The organism is Enterobacter cloacae complex sp. P17RS (genome assembly GCF_014895885.1).
Lineage (GTDB): Bacteria > Pseudomonadota > Gammaproteobacteria > Enterobacterales > Enterobacteriaceae > Enterobacter > Enterobacter bugandensis.
Genome location: NZ_JADBQK010000003.1, coordinates 97,079 through 111,805, shown reverse-complemented (window position 1 = coordinate 111,805; position 14,727 = coordinate 97,079). Strand labels below are relative to the sequence as shown.

Genomic DNA, 14,727 nt, shown 5'->3' with positions numbered 1-14,727 from the left:
ATAGCGTTCTCTGTACGCAGATTAACTGTTAACTTTTACAATCGCGCCCTTAATATCGGTAAGGTTAGTTCCCGTTATACTCACCGTATCATTTGCTTTGAGCTCGGTATTGATCCCATCACCTAGTCTTGTAAGCTCATCACCTTTGAAGATGGCTTGTTCCACAGCCTCTGCTTTGAGGTTGCCTTGGCCTACGTGAATCTCAATGGTATCCGGGGCGATCAGAATATAGTTGTCTTTAACTTTGAGTTTAATCGTGGTCACAGATTCCAGCAGCGCGTTACCTTCTTTATCCATGGTCAAGGCGGTTTGATCTTTCCCAACGTTTATAACGTGCTTGTTACCAATATTATGCGTTTCATTATTACCTACATCTGATTTCAGGTTCCGCTTAATCGTAATATTCTCATCCTGTCCGATGGTTTTTCTACGATCGACACCGACATCATGAGTTTCAGAATTTTCAATATCCGTATCCATATTTTTTTCTGCATGGATCCAGATCTGCTCGTGCCCGGCTTTATCTTCAAAACGGAGAATATTGGCATTGTCTTTATGGCCATCTTTGCTGCGGCTATAAAAACCCATCTGCGTCGCCGCAGCCGGCAGCGCCCACGGCGGCATGCTCGCGTCGTTGTACACGCGGCCGGTAATAATCGGACGGTCCGGGTCGCCGTTGATAAAGTCCACCACCACCTCGTCGCCGACGCGCGGGATCTGCACCCCGCCGTAGCCCTGGCCCGCCCACGCGCTCGACACGCGAACCCAGCAGGAGCTGGTGTCATCGCCCTTCGCCAGCCGGTCCCAGTGGAACTTCACCTTCACCCGGCCATATTTATCCGTCCAGATACTCTCCCCCTTCGGCCCCACCACCTTCGCCGTCTGCGGGCCGTAGGTGCGCGGCCACGCCGTGGACTGCGCCGGACGGTAAACCACCGCCGACGGAATGACCGTGAAATCGGTACGGTGTATGGTCTCCCCCTCGCCGCTGGCGTAGCGGTTCTCCTCGAAGTGGTAGCCCGCTGCCGTCACCAGATACTCCCCGTTGTCGCTGAAGAACGGCGCGTTGGTTAACGTGAAGGTGTGCCCTGGCGCTATCCCCGCCGCCGTGGCGGTGGCCTGAATCTGCTGATGCTCCACCTGCCAGCGCTCCTGACGGATACGGGCATAGAACTCCCCGTGACCTTTGTCCACAAAGCGACCCGGCCAGTCGTACACGTCAATGCTGCCCGGCTTCGGCGACGCCGGGTTCTGCTGGGCCTGGAAAAGCCACGCGTTCGGCTTGCGGAAGTCATAGTCGTCGAGGCTGTAAATCCCCGGCGTCACGCTGTCCTCCAGCGCCCACTGGCTGATACCCTCTTCATCCGTGCTGCCGCCGGACGGCGTCTGGTGGTACGGGATGACCTCATAGCCGCTGAACGGCTGATGCTGCGTGGCGGCGTCAGTCAGCACCAGGGTGTGCTTGTCCGCCCCATGGCGGAAGTGATACGCAATCCCCTCCAGCTCCATCAGGCGGCTGATAAAGTCCAGGCTCGACTCCTGATACTGCACGCAGTAGTCCCAGACCCGGTAGCTGCCGGTGAGTTTATCCTCAACGTTGACCTGATGCTCGCCCAGCAGGGTTTTGACAATCTGCGGCACCGTCTGCCCCTGGAAGATACGCAGGTTACGGTCGCGCTTCATCGGCCACAGGTCCGGCTCCACCGTCAGCTGGTACACCGCATAGCGGGTGCCCGTCAGCTCAACGGCGCTCACCGCCACGCGGGTAATCTTGCCGTTAATATAGCGGGACGTCAGCAGGCTCTGCGTCGGGATGGTCACCGTGACCGGCTGGCCCAGCAGCTTACTGCGGTCAATGCGCGCGTCCGTGCCGAGCACGGTCAGCGTCAGCGCAAACGACTCGGACATCGCCTCGCGGCCTGAGAGTTTCCAGAACAGAAGCCCCTCCACCGGGAGCTGAACGGTAATTCGGTTGAGCATAATCTTTATTCCATTTAGCTTATGCGATGCAAAAAAGCGGGTCGCATCTCTGATAAAGCATCATTCAAGAAAGGGGCTTTTCCCGCTCGTTCATCCAAAAAACAAGAGAGTAGATTTTCAGTGACTCTGATGTGACAAATAACCCTACATTCAACCAGACGTTTGAAATTCCAAACACGCTTACTAAAAGAGGGAAAAATGAGACTGAACATCTGAATGAAATCAAACGAAATAATTCCTGAACAAGAGCAAATTTGACTGCACCGTTCTTTCGTTTGAAGAATAACCAGGCCGAAGCAAACAAAGAGAGTAGTAAAAGTAAGTCAAGCACAAAAAAAAGCATGACCAAAATGCTGAAACCATCACCTGCAAAATAATTCAACGAAGCACTAAATGCTTTTGCGTCAGAAAGAAATGGGATTCTGTTGTGGCGTACTGAATTCGCGCAATAAATTAAAATTGCGAGAAGATCCATACTTCCCCAGAAATACCCTGATTTACTCTTTAAATGAGCGACATTTTGTTTATACACGTAATTAACACTGACAAAAATGGAATTCCGCAACTTCGCTTCAGCTAACTCTCCGGGGTCGGAGACAAAAGGGCCTGTCGTTTTTCACTGACGGTGGTCAATTAAGACCACCGCTACTAAGCCAACTGAGCTTTCAATCCTAAAGCGATTTTGTACATAAAGAGGAGAGACGCTCTTCGAACACCTTTGGAATAAGTCTCTGGCCTTGAAGATCGTGCATTACTAAGGATTCACCAGCCAGGTGCCCGGCTTGCTGATATCCAGCGTCTGGCTGCGCGTTCTCCCGTTGCCCTGCAGTTCAATCTTCGTCTCACCGGCTGGCAGCTTGAGCGAGGCATAGCCGTTGGTCGCCGGACGCAGCGCTTTTGGCTCACCGTTAACTTTCAGCGTTTCGCCGTCCTGGATACGGATATAGACCAGCGCAATCGGGCTGGCGTCGGCTGGCGGTGGTGTCTGTTGCGCCGTCGCTGGCTCGCTCACCGTCGCGGCTTCTGGCTTCACCTCTGGCGCGTTCGCGGCAGTTTCTGTCGGACGCGTCTCTGACGGAGCCTGGGCAGCCTGCTCAGGCGCATCATTCCCACCGCTGAACAGCATCGCCCCGGCGACAACGCCCACCAGCACGCCCGCGGCAACCATGCCCGGGATCTTATAGCGACGCCAGTCGAGCACCGAAGCTGGCTTCTCTTCCTCAACCGGAACCAGCATGGTGCCGGTCTTTTTGGCGGTGAGCACGTCGTTGATCCCGGCGACCGGCATCTCAATCAGCGCCGCGAATTCGTCGATAGACTGCGGACGATCCTCCATGTGCAGCGCCAGCGCGCGGTCGATGGCCTGCAGCAGCGGGATGGAGTAGCCCTGCGGCATGATTTCCACCAGCGGCTTACAGGTATCCTGGATGGAGCGCACCACGCTGACCGGCGGCGGAGAACCCACAATCAGGGTACGCAGCACCGCGCCGAGGGCGTAAATATCCGTCCACGGCCCCTGCTCGCTCTCGTTGTCGTCGGTGTACTGCTCAATCGGCGCAAAGCCGGGGCGCAGCATGGTTTCCGTTTCGTCGGAAAGGTTACCGATGGTGCGGCGCGCGGAGCCGAAATCGAGCAGCACCGGCAGGCCGTTATCCTGGATCTGAATGTTATCCAGAGAGATATCACGGTGCAGATAGCCTTCGTCGTGGATGGTCTTGATCGCCCCGAACAGCATCGGCAGCGTGCGGCGGATCCAGGCCTCGTTGATCAGCTCCGGTTTTTCTTCGCGCAGGCGTGAAAGCGTGGTGCCGCTGTAAAACAGCGTCCCCATGTAAGCCGTGTCGTTTTGCACCCAGAAACGCAGGACGTGCAGCAGGTTCGGGTGGTTAAAACGCGCCAGCAGACGCGCTTCCTGAATAAAGCTGTTCAGGCCCGCGGAAAATGCTTTGCCAAAGCGCTCGCTGCGCAGCACCAGGGTCATGTCGTCGCCGCGCACGGCGAGCGAGGAAGGCATAAATTCTTTGATAGCGATAGTGCGTTCGAGCTGGTGATCCCACGCGCGATAGACAATGCCAAAACCGCCGCCGCCGATCACCTCTTTGATTTCAAACTCGTTGAAGCGGTACCCGACCGGGAGCGCGTTTGGGACAGTCCGATTGTTATCATTATCCGTCATCTTTTACAGTTCTCTTGATGATTATTACGCGGCAAACTGACAGTGAAACTCGCCCTGCTCGCAGGTGACATGCAGGCGTCGGAACTGCTCGTCGCTGCGGCTGGCGGTAAGTAAGATCTGGCTCATCTGAGGCAGCAGGGTGTTAGTAAGAATAGCATCCACCATGCGGCCCCCGGACTCCACCTCGGTGCAGCGCTGAACAATCTGTTCCACCACGCTGTCGTCAAACTCAGAAATAATGCTGTGATTCTCTTCCAGACGACGCTGAATGCGCTTGAGCTGCAGGCGCACAATCTGCCCGAGCATCTCGTCGCTGAGCGGGTAGTACGGCACCACCAGCAGGCGGCCCAGCAGCGCCGGCGGGAATACTTCCAGCAGCGGCTGGCGCAGCGCGCCGCTTAACGCATCAGGCTCCGGCATCAGCTCCGGATCGGCGCACATGGCGCTTATCAGCTCGGTACCCACGTTGGACGTCAGAATGATAATGGTGTTACGGAAATCAATGTGGCGCCCCTCGCCGTCCTCCATCCAGCCTTTGTCGAAGACCTGGAAGAAGATCTCATGGACGTCCGGGTGCGCTTTTTCAATTTCGTCCAGCAGCACCACGCTGTAAGGGCGACGGCGCACGGCCTCGGTTAACACGCCGCCTTCACCATACCCTACGTATCCCGGAGGCGCACCTTTTAAGGTGGAAACGGTGTGCGCTTCCTGGAACTCGCTCATGTTGATAGTGATGACGTTCTGCTCGCCGCCGTACAGAGATTCCGCCAGCGCCAGCGCGGTTTCAGTTTTCCCGACGCCGGACGGGCCGCACAGCATAAAGACGCCCACCGGTTTGTTCGGATCGTCGAGCTTCGCCCGCGAGGTTTTCACGCGGCGGGCAATGAGATCCAGCCCGTGACGCTGGCCGATAACGCGCTGGTTCAGCGTATCGGCAAGGTTCAGCACCGCGTCGATCTCGTTTTTCACCATCCGGCCCAGCGGGATCCCGGTCCAGTCAGAGACGACTGCGGCGACCACGTTTTCATCTACCGCCGCAAACAGCAGCGGCTCTTCACCCTGCAAGGCGTTCAGCGCCTGCTGCTGCTCCGCCAGCTGGCTGCGCAGCTCGGCGGTCTCTTCCTCGCCCGCCGCAAACAGCGCGGCGCGCAGGCGGATGATCTCCTGCACCAGACCGCGCTCGTCTTCCCAGCGCCGGGCCAGAGCTTCGCGTTTTGTTTCATACGCGTCGCGCTCTGTGATTAATGCCGTTACGCGCTCTGCGTCACCGGCGCCGACGCGCGCTTCGCGTTCAGCAATTTCAATTTCCACGTCCAGCGCGGCAAGATGGCGCAGGCAGTCTTCCAGCTGCGCCGGCGGCGCGCTCTGGCTGACGGCCACGCGGGCACAGGCGGTGTCGAGCAGCGCAACGGCTTTGTCCGGCAGCTGACGCGCCGGGATATAGCGATGGGACAGCTTCACCGCCGCGCTGACCGCTTCGTCGAGCAGCAGGACCTGGTGGTGCGTCTCCAGCGGCGACACGGTGCTGCGTAGCATCAGAATGGCTTTCGCTTCGTCCGGCTCGTGAACCTGTACGGTCTGGAAACGACGGGTCAGCGCCGGGTCTTTCTCGATGTACTTTTTGTATTCCGCCCAGGTGGTGGCACCGATGGTGCGTAGCTGACCGCGCGCCAGGGCCGGCTTCAGCAGGTTCGCCGCATCGCCGGTTCCCTGCTGGCCGCCTGCACCAATCAGAGTGTGGATCTCATCGATAAACAGAATAATCGGCGTGGCGCTGGACTGGACTTCGTTAATGAGCGCCTGCAGACGGGCTTCAAACTCGCCTTTCATGCCCGCGCCTGCCTGCAGCATGCCGATATCCAGCAGCCACAGCTGAATGTTCTGCAGCGGCTCCGGCACGTCGCCGTCGGCGATACGCAGCGCCAGCCCTTCAACGACTGCGGTTTTGCCGACCCCGGCCTCCCCGGTCAGCAGCGGGTTGTTCTGGCGGCGACGCATCAGGATATCCACCATCTGGCGGATCTCCTCGTCGCGCCCGACAACCGGGTCAATCTTCCCGTCGCGGGCGCGGGCGGTCAGGTCCTGGCCGTACTGGGCCAGCGTTCCCTGGGCCGCCGGGACCGCACCCGCCGGTGCATCGACGGCGGCAGCAGCCTGCTGCGTCTCTTTGCTGTTGGCGCAAATAGCGTCGAACTGCTCGATCAGCACTTCGACGTTAAGACGGGTGAACTGCGCCGAGATGCTCTTCAGCACGTTGGCCAGATTCCAGGTTTTGAGGATGCCAATCAGCAAATGGCCGCCGCGAATGCGGCTGACGCCAAACTTCAGCGAGCCGAATACCCAGGCGCGCTCCACGGCGCTGTCGATATGTTCGGAGAGATCGGAAACGGAACTTGCGCCGCGCGGCAGAGCGTCCAGCGCAGCCACGATATCGCGCGTTAGCTGCTGTTCGTCGAGGGCAAAGTGGCGGATGACCTGCTGCAGATCGCCATCCTGCTGCTGCATCAGCTGATGCAGCCAGTGCACCAGCTCAACGTAGGGGTTGCCGCGCAGCTTGCAGAAGGCAGTCGCGCTTTCCAGAGAGGTAAATAACAGCGTATCCAGTTTGCCGAAAAGCACGGCACGGCTAATTTCTGACATGTTCGGTTCCGTTGATAACAATGCGTTAGAAAAATTTATCGCTCTGCGCGATACACCAGATCGCCACGCGGGACAGGCTGCGGCTGATGCCCCAGCCAGGTGTTATAGCCTAATCGCCCATCGCTGCCGAGCGTGGTGCCCTGCACCGCGTCTTCACGCAGGATCACCCTTGTTTCCCATTCAAACTCAATTCCCGCGTACTGGCGCACCCAGTCGCGCAGCTCGGTGACCCACGCTTCGCCCGGCAAAAATCGGTTGTACTCCTCCGCGCTCAGCGGGCCGATCTCGATACGAAACTTATGCTGCACGTCGCGGACGGCGACGCCGAGAAACGCGGATTCCCCCATGCGCGGCATGCGGCGTCCTGCTCCCAGCTGCGCCTGCTCGCGCGTGGAGAGCGGCATCCACTGCGGCACGTTGCTCACCAGCTTAACCGGCGCTTTAAAATAGCTGCGCAGGATCTTCTCCAGCCCTTCCGGATCCCGCCCATGGCGGGTCAGGTGCCCGGCGTGGGTAAAGCGGGCATGGGCGCTCAGGCTGCCCTTGTTCATCTGACCCGGCTGTCCCATGCCGATCAGCGACGCCAGGTAGCCCTCAAAGCGCTTATTGTCGGCGCGATCGAGGGAAACGGCAGGCTGCGCATCCGCCCAGGCGCGGTAAAACAGCAGCGCCAGACGATGATGGAACAGATCGGCAAACGCGCTGAGGCTGGTGTCCTGATGATGATGAATCCGCTCGCGGGCGTACTCGGTCATATGCACCGGCAGCGGGCCGTTCGGGCCAAACAGGCCAAAGCTGAGGATCGACACCTCATGCAGCCCGCTTTCTTCACGCTGTCGTACCTGGGCCAGCGTCGACGGCGCAAAGCTCATTGAGGGCTGCTGGCCAATGCGCAGCGGCTCAAATTTCGGCAGCGGCGCGCGTCCCAGCGGGTAGCGCTCGCCGCCCTGGGCATCAATGCGCCTTAACAGCTGAAACAGATCGTAGCGCCAGGGCGTCTCGCGGACCCCCTGCCAGAACGTATCCGGCAGCTTCGTCAGGCGATGCACGCGCAGCGGTGCGGTGGCAGCGTCACTCATACCAGCGCCCTTTTACCCATGCGCGGCGCCCAGTAGCCTATCTCGCCGCGCTGCTGACTCTTCAGGGTGAACTCGGTGAAGCTGTTGATGGAGACCAGACGGGCAAAAAGGCGCTCCATCACGCTGCCGAAAAGCCACGGGCTGGCGCCGGAAAACGCCCGCTCGTCCACCGTCAGGGTGATGCCAATTCCGCGGGCGAAAACGACCGGGCCGGGTTCAGGCACGCGGCGGTGTACCGGCTCCAGCACGCAGTGGCGAACCCCCTCCACCTGACGCGCAACCGGCGTTTCGGCCAGGTTGGCATACAGACCTAACAGCTGGCGCAGCGCCGCTGCCCCCTCTTCATTTTCGCTGTCCATCAGGCTGAGGTAGTTCATCTGCAGCTGGCTTATGAGCCGCCAGGTGCTGAACCCTTCCGCCAGCGCCGGACGCGGCGGCGTCGGGCCTTTGCGCAGGGTTAACCCCTTCACCGGCATGGAGTCGGCCATAATGAACTGCCCGAGCTCCTGCTGGAGCATCAGCGGCAGGTCGCGGCTGGTACAGAGCACCTCGGCAGAGATGTAGCGCAGGTTTTCCTGCCACGGGGCATGCTGTTCATCCACCAGCGAGACAAAGACCTCCGAGCCGATATAGCCGGTACGGGTGCCGTAGCGCAGGGCGTGCTCGGAGAGCACACGCTGTTCCCGGCGCAGGGAAAAATAGGCCCCGTAGTTGCCCGCGTCGCCGCTCCAGGTGCTCCAGAACGGACGAAACGTCTGGTCGTCGCGCTGGCCGTCGGCGCTGCCAAAAATTTTATTTACCGCATAAATTTCGTAGTCCAGCGGGCGGATGTTATCGACCACCAGATGGTATTCATGCTGGCCTTCATTCAGCTTCTGCCGGGCTGCCACTTTCGGGAACAGGTTGATGACCGGCGTGCAGTGCAGCGCCAGATGGCTGGCGTCGACCACGCGCTCCAGCTGTTCATCCGACTTATCCAGCAGAATGAAGATATCGAAGGCTTTTTCGTTTTCGCAGCGCTGGATAAGCGTGCTCAGACCGCTCAGGCTGATAAAGCGGAAGCGGGCCGGAAACGCAAAATACTCCTGCAGCAGACGGTAGCCGTCAAAGTTGCGCAGATCGTCCGGGAGGAGCGCCTGGTCCGGCGCAAAGCCCTCCTGACGCAGCGCATCCGTTGCCAGCAGCTGTCGCTGCGGCTGCGGGCTGACCGTCTGGCAGACGATCCCGGCGTGGTGCTCCATCACCAGCTCCAGCAGCTTCAGCGCCTCAATGTCCGGGCCGCTGAGGAAAAACTCCAGCCGGTCAAAATTCAGGTGCCCGAGATTTTGCGGGCCGTCGCAGGCAATGCGGATCCGCAAAGCGCTGTTGATCCCCCGCTGGCTTAAGCCGAGCTGCGCCAGCGGCAGGTCAGCGGGCACGCCGCCGAGCTCAACTTTGTCGATTTTCAGCGGCAGCAGATTGACCTCGTGCGCGGTGGTATAGCTGCAGGTTACACCGGTTTTTTTCAGCGCCAGGCTGTCCATCATGGTGCCGCGCGGCACAATAAAGCCGTTGCTCAGATCGCCGCGGCTGCTGTCGGGCTCAATTTCCGCAATCGCCATTGAAGGGGTGGGCGCGAGGTAGTTCGGCGCGATCATCTCCAGCAGACGCTGGGAGAAACGCGGAAACTCCGCGTCCATTTTCATCTGCACGCGGGAGGTCAGAAACGCGAAACCTTCCATCAGGCGTTCGGTGTACGGGTCCGCCACTTCGATGCCGCGCATGCCCAGCCGCCCGGCGACCTTCGGATAGCGTTCGGCAAACTCGGCCCCCATTTCGCGCAGGTAGGCCAGCTCACGGTTGTAATATTCGAGCAGTTTACTTTCCATGATTACCCCGCATCTTTCAGTTCAAAATGGCCGTTTTCCAGATCGACATCGGTGCGAAACAGAAACTCCAGCGGGTACGGCACACACCATAAGCGCCCTTTAATCTCGATGGAGAGCACGTTGTGCAGATCCAGCGAGGAGGTATCCGACACGCAGCGGACCTGCAGCCCCTGCGGCAAAATGCGCGGTTCAAAATTGATGATGGCCTCGGTGAGCTTGCGCTGAATATCGTGCCATTCGATGTCCGACATTCTCTTCCCGGCGAGCGGCGCGACGCCAAAGTTAACCACCGAGCGGCTCACGTGCGGCAAGGCGCTCAAATCCCCGGAGGCATCGTGGTTGATGGTGTTAAACAGCCACTGCAGATCCCGCAGCACGTTACGACGCAGCGCTGCGTGGGTGATCAGGTTGCTGTTGGCCGGCTCGCGTTTTTTTTCCGGGTCGTTATCGGTGAGGCGATCGAGCAGCGAAGGCTGCATTTTGTCGCGCGCCCCCACCTTCTCCTGCCTGCTGCGGGCTTGCCAGCCGCTGCGCAGCAGATCGCCTTCGCCAGCGGGATTACTCATCGGCTCCATCCGTCGCAAACGACACGAGGCTTAACGACAGCAACGGGCTTTCGCTTTGCTCGCTGAGCCAGGCTTTCTGGCCCATCCCTTCGTACAGGGTGCCGTCCTCGTCGAGCGGCTGCCACTCGGTAGTGCGGCCCAGTTTGATCGCATCCGACGCATCGGCAGCAAACGGGTAACGCGCCGGGATCTGACATACCTGTTCCGTACCGTCAGTCAGGCGCACCAGCGCGTGACGCCAGACCAGATCGGTTACGCTGGCAGGCGCCTGGAAACGGATCTCGGCGATAGCGTTAAACGGCAGCCAGAAATAGCGGCCGTTCACGATGGTTTCGCACACCGGGCCGAGACGGGCATCGCCGTCCATCAGCCAGTCAAACGCCTGAGCTTCATCGTTTTCGAGGGTGATGTGGCCGGGAGTGGCCTGCGCCTGGTCAAGCGCTTCAAGGCGCAGCGACCGGGCACGCTCGCCCTCCTCACGGAGCGCCGCGGCCAGGGTGGTCAGCCACGGCCACTGAGTTTCAGGCATGGCCGGACGCGCCTGCCCCGCCATCACCTGTGCGCGCTGCAGCTCGCCCTGAATGGACTGCTCCAGCAGCGTGACGGTGGGTTTCGCCTGCGGCTTCAGCGCCAGCCAGCTTTTCAGCTGGGTCAGCGCGCGCGTCCCGTTGCCGCTGAGGATTAAAAACTGCACGAACGCGGCGCGGAGGTCTGCATCTGCCGGACGGGCTTTGATCTCCACTTCAAGACGCGCCAGCGCGTCGTTGAGCGTTTCACCCGCCAGGTGTTGATAGAGCGTATTCATAGCCATTCCTTAATTCGCCGCGCGCCAGGCGCCTACTGCCGGATCGCGCAGCTGAGGACGCAGGGTATCAATCAGAACGATATTCAGCGGGGTGCCTGGGGCAACCCAGGCGCTCCAGGTTTTCTTCACCGCCGCAATACGCGCCTGCAGTTTTGCATCGTCGCTGGCGGTCTCGCGGGAAATTTCTACCGCTACCGTGCCGTTGCTCTTCCAGCTGTTCAGGGTGCTGTCGTAAGGCAGGATCATCCAGCTCTGATCGCTGTCTGGCGTGCTGAATACCATGCGCTCTTTATTGACGGAGGTGATCAGCGCGTTTTCCGGATCGGCGCTCTGATTCAGCCCCATCACCGGGAAGCCGTGAATGTACGTCACCGCCATCTCTTTCTGCCCGCCGTTGCGGGACTGAGAGATAACGGTGTGACCGCTCAGCCAGCTGCCGTTACCGCAGCGGGTGGTGTCAGAATCCGGAATAAAGAGCGCCGGAGCGGACGCGCCGCCCTCCCAGAAGGTGCGCAGGTGGCAGCCATCCTGCAGGGTAAACTCCTGCCACGGCGTGCGGTCGGCGGCAACGGTGCGGGAAGCCACGTTCTGATCGGGTGGCAGTAACGCGCCGCTGGCTGGGGTTGCGGTGACGGTCTCGGCAGGCGCGGCCTGCTGCTGTTTCACCACCAGCGCCCAGTCCTGCGCTTTAGCTGCCGTGCCCTGCGCCAGCGTCGTCCCCTCGGGATCGTTGAGCGTCCAACTGAGTTTATTCACTTTGCTGCACTGGTGTTCCAGCAGCGAGCCAAGACGCGGCACAAAGTTTTCCAGCACAGAGACGTCTTTCTTGCCGTTCGCCACAATGCGCAGCGCCACCTCAGGCTTACACCAGCTTTGCGGGGTGTTGTCTTTGATGTTGTCGATCCAGATATCCAGCTTCTGCGCAGGAGACTGCACGATGCGGAAATTTTCAGCCTGCGCGGTGGAGGTCGCCGCCAGAAGTGCCAAACCCGATAGCCAAAGTTTCATATCGTTCCTTGTGTGTCTAATCAGTTCCGCAGGGAAGAAATTGTGCTGCATCAGAGAGGGTGTGCAGCAAAGTGGTGTCCTGAGGGTTGCCCATCCATACCGCCAGGGCGGTATAGTTATCCTGCGCATTCCCCTCCTGCTCGCCATTCTTTTGAATGATTTGGTTCATTAAGGTCAGCCACTCCTGCGGCGTATTGACCATGTGCAGCGACTGCTTCATTTGCTCTTCGCTGACGCCGTGCCAGAACCCGTCGGTGCAGAGTAAAAAGGCATCGCCGTCTTCTACCTGCACCACGTCGCTGTAGCTCGCTTCCGGTCCGCCGTTTTCAATTCCCAGCGCCAGATAAAGCAGGTTGCTGTTGAGATCGTCCGTCTGATGCCCGGCATCCTTCATCTGCTGCACCAGACTGTGGTCCGTGGTGACGTGCCACAGCCACCCCCGGCGAAACAGGTACAGGCGGCTGTCGCCGGCATGCGCCCAGTACGCCAGCCCGTAGTCCCGGTCAATGAACAGGCTGACCAGCGTCGTGCCCATCCGGCGATAGTCCTGAACGGCCTGCTGTTCGCTCAGAATGGTGCGATTCGCCGTCTGCACGTAGTCGCGGATATGCTGCGCGTTGAGGTGCTTGTCGCCATCGAAGCGGGAGATAATGCTGTTACGGGCCAGTTCCGCGGCGACTTCACCACCGGGCAGACCCGCGATGCCGTCGCAGACGACAAAGCAGGCTGAGCGTTCCCCTATGGTTTCTCCCGTCTGATCCTGGTTGCTGGCGCGCGTCCCCTGGCGGGAGAGAGAAGCGGTTGCGATATTCATTTGTCTTCCGATCCGCTCTGTGAGTCTTTGTACTGATTCACCTCCATGTCATACGCATGAAGGAAGGCTTCGCCGAACAGGGTGTGGAAGTCATCCTCAATCTCGCCCGCCGTCTCGCCATAGCTGCGAACAAAATAGTCCCACAGGGCGGCTTTGCGGCTGCCCGGCAGCGCCAGACGCGAGGTCATGCCGTTCTGCTTCGCCTGCTCCTCCAGCTGTTCCGGGTTAAAGGACTGCAGCATCGCGGCGATGATGGCGCGGATACCGGAGATCATCCCCAGCTGGTGCGCCTGAAGGTCGATCAGCGCGTCGCGCACCGATTTGGTCGGCGGCATAAAGCCCGGCATCGGGGTGCCGAACATCTGAATTAAGACGGTTTTCCCGGTCGGCAACAGCTTGAACGGGTTGTTGGCATCGTCCAGCACCATGGTCATATCGGCTTTTACGCCGCGTTTCAGGATGGAGCGCGACGAGAGCAGCGCCACGGTGCCCTGCGAGAACATGCCGAGAATCTGCCCCAACTGACGCATATTTTCCCGGTCAAACTGCGGAACAGGCTGCATTTCGCTCAGGCCCATACCTTCAAGCAGCGCCTGCAGTAGCTCGCCCTGCAGCACTTCACCCTTCTCGCCATTATTCGGGCTGGCGGTTGGGGATGCCGCGTTATTGACCGGGTCGATGCGCAGGCGCCCCTTCGGTGCCTGAGCGCTGCTGCGCGCAACGGCCTGCGGCGTAGGCATGGTGAAGCCTGCGTAATCCGGCCGCGCCGGCTCTTCTTCACGTGGCGTTTCCTGCGGCTCTGGGGCGAACAGCGGAGAATCGGCAAGCACGTCCTCTTCCTGCTCCGGTTCAGGCGTTGATGCTGGCTTTTCGTCTGCAATATCATCCGGGTGGGTCAACGGTGCTCCGCCCATCAGCCCGAGCGGGTCATCATTGCGCGCGGCTGGCGCGCTGGCCTTTCCACCGAACAGCGCCAGCGGGTCAAGCTCGTCCGCCGCGTCTTCTTTAGGGGCGGGTTGCCCCTCAACCGGCGGCACCAGCGTGGAAGGCGTCACATCGTCAAAAATGCTCTCTTTTTTGAACAGCGCTTCGTCGCTGAACAGCGTGTCCGGGTCGACGTTCTTGCGCTCAAGCGTTGGATCGCTGTCGTTGAACATCGCCAACGGATCTTCGGCATTACGCTCCGGCGCGGCGGGCTGGGAGAAGGGATCCTGTGAGGCCGCAGGCTGCGGTTTTGCGCGGTTGCTGGAGATGCTGTCGGAGATGGAGAACTCCTGCATCAGGCTGTCCCAGATTTCGGAAGGCACGGCGGTCGGTTCCGCCTTCCCGCGTGGCGCGGGGTTAGCAGGCTTCGCTTGCGCTGCGGGCGCAGCGGGTGCGGCTGTCGGACGCGCCTGCTGCTGCATGCTGGCCGCCATACGGCTCACCGGCTGTGTGTCGTGGATCAGTTCGGTCACTTCGATACGGTAGTCATCAATACCGAGAATGTCGCCATCCTGCAGTTCAACCTGACGTCCGCGCTCCAGCGGAATATCGTTTAATACCACGCGGGTGACGCTGCCACGGTTGGTGACACGGCACTCGCCCTGAGCGTCAACGTGGACAATGGCCTGCAGACGCGAGATGGTGCGGTCATTGTCCGGCAATACCAGATTGTTATCCGTACCGCGCCCAATGGTGCCGCCCGGGGCGTAAAAATCACAGCTGCTTTGCGGCGGCTGATGACCGGGTTTCGTAGAAATAATCGTGAATCGCATGGCGTATTCCTGCTGGTATGATTAGCGCTCAAAC

At 60.0% G+C, this 14,727-nt stretch carries 11 protein-coding genes; all 11 read right to left on the bottom strand.

Annotation, left to right across the window (positions count from 1 at the left end; genetic code table 11):
* Window positions 1–21: 21 nt before the first annotated feature.
* The 11 genes from IM265_RS01510 to tagH all read right to left on the bottom strand — a co-directional run bounded on the left by IM265_RS01510 (window position 22) and on the right by tagH (window position 14,693).
* Window positions 22–1,980 carry a type VI secretion system Vgr family protein gene (locus tag IM265_RS01510; protein WP_193056004.1) on the bottom strand — a complete coding sequence of 653 codons (1,959 nt, stop codon included), beginning with the start codon at window positions 1,978–1,980 and terminating at the stop codon, window positions 22–24.
* A gap of 64 nt (window positions 1,981–2,044) precedes the next feature.
* Complete coding sequence (locus IM265_RS01505; RefSeq protein WP_226839271.1) at window positions 2,045–2,455, bottom strand: hypothetical protein; 411 nt, start codon at window positions 2,453–2,455, stop codon at window positions 2,045–2,047.
* Window positions 2,456–2,734: 279 nt separating this feature from the next.
* On the bottom strand, window positions 2,735–4,156 hold the full coding sequence (locus IM265_RS01500; RefSeq protein WP_193031974.1) for a serine/threonine-protein kinase: 1,422 nt from the start codon (window positions 4,154–4,156) through the stop codon (window positions 2,735–2,737).
* Between the two features lie 24 nt (window positions 4,157–4,180).
* Window positions 4,181–6,796, bottom strand: a complete 2,616-nt coding sequence (tssH, locus tag IM265_RS01495; RefSeq protein WP_193031972.1) for a type VI secretion system ATPase TssH — start codon at window positions 6,794–6,796, stop codon at window positions 4,181–4,183.
* Between the two features lie 35 nt (window positions 6,797–6,831).
* Entirely contained in the window at window positions 6,832–7,875 is a 1,044-nt protein-coding gene (gene tssG, locus IM265_RS01490) for a type VI secretion system baseplate subunit TssG (RefSeq protein ID WP_193031970.1), read from the bottom strand.
* A complete protein-coding gene (gene tssF / locus IM265_RS01485) occupies window positions 7,872–9,743 on the bottom strand; it encodes a type VI secretion system baseplate subunit TssF (protein WP_045260272.1) in 1,872 nt (623 codons plus the stop codon). The genes tssG and tssF overlap by 4 nt, the downstream gene beginning before the upstream one ends.
* A 2-nt stretch (window positions 9,744–9,745) precedes the next feature.
* Window positions 9,746–10,309 carry a type VI secretion system baseplate subunit TssE gene (gene tssE, locus IM265_RS01480; protein ID WP_028013485.1) on the bottom strand — a complete coding sequence of 188 codons (564 nt, stop codon included), beginning with the start codon at window positions 10,307–10,309 and terminating at the stop codon, window positions 9,746–9,748.
* Window positions 10,302–11,114, bottom strand: a complete 813-nt coding sequence (locus tag IM265_RS01475) for a type VI secretion system accessory protein TagJ (RefSeq protein WP_193031968.1) — start codon at window positions 11,112–11,114, stop codon at window positions 10,302–10,304. The genes tssE and IM265_RS01475 overlap by 8 nt, the downstream gene beginning before the upstream one ends.
* Window positions 11,115–11,123: 9 nt before the next feature.
* Window positions 11,124–12,122, bottom strand: coding sequence for a hypothetical protein (locus IM265_RS01470; RefSeq protein ID WP_063437358.1), 999 nt, complete (start codon window positions 12,120–12,122; stop codon window positions 11,124–11,126).
* Between the two features lie 16 nt (window positions 12,123–12,138).
* Window positions 12,139–12,936, bottom strand: coding sequence for a PP2C family serine/threonine-protein phosphatase (locus IM265_RS01465; RefSeq protein WP_023336024.1), 798 nt, complete (start codon window positions 12,934–12,936; stop codon window positions 12,139–12,141).
* Window positions 12,933–14,693: a type VI secretion system-associated FHA domain protein TagH gene (gene tagH / locus IM265_RS01460; protein ID WP_059358138.1), complete on the bottom strand. Its 1,761-nt coding sequence runs from the start codon at window positions 14,691–14,693 to the stop codon at window positions 12,933–12,935. The genes IM265_RS01465 and tagH overlap by 4 nt, the downstream gene beginning before the upstream one ends.
* Between the last annotated feature and the right edge of the window lie 34 nt (window positions 14,694–14,727).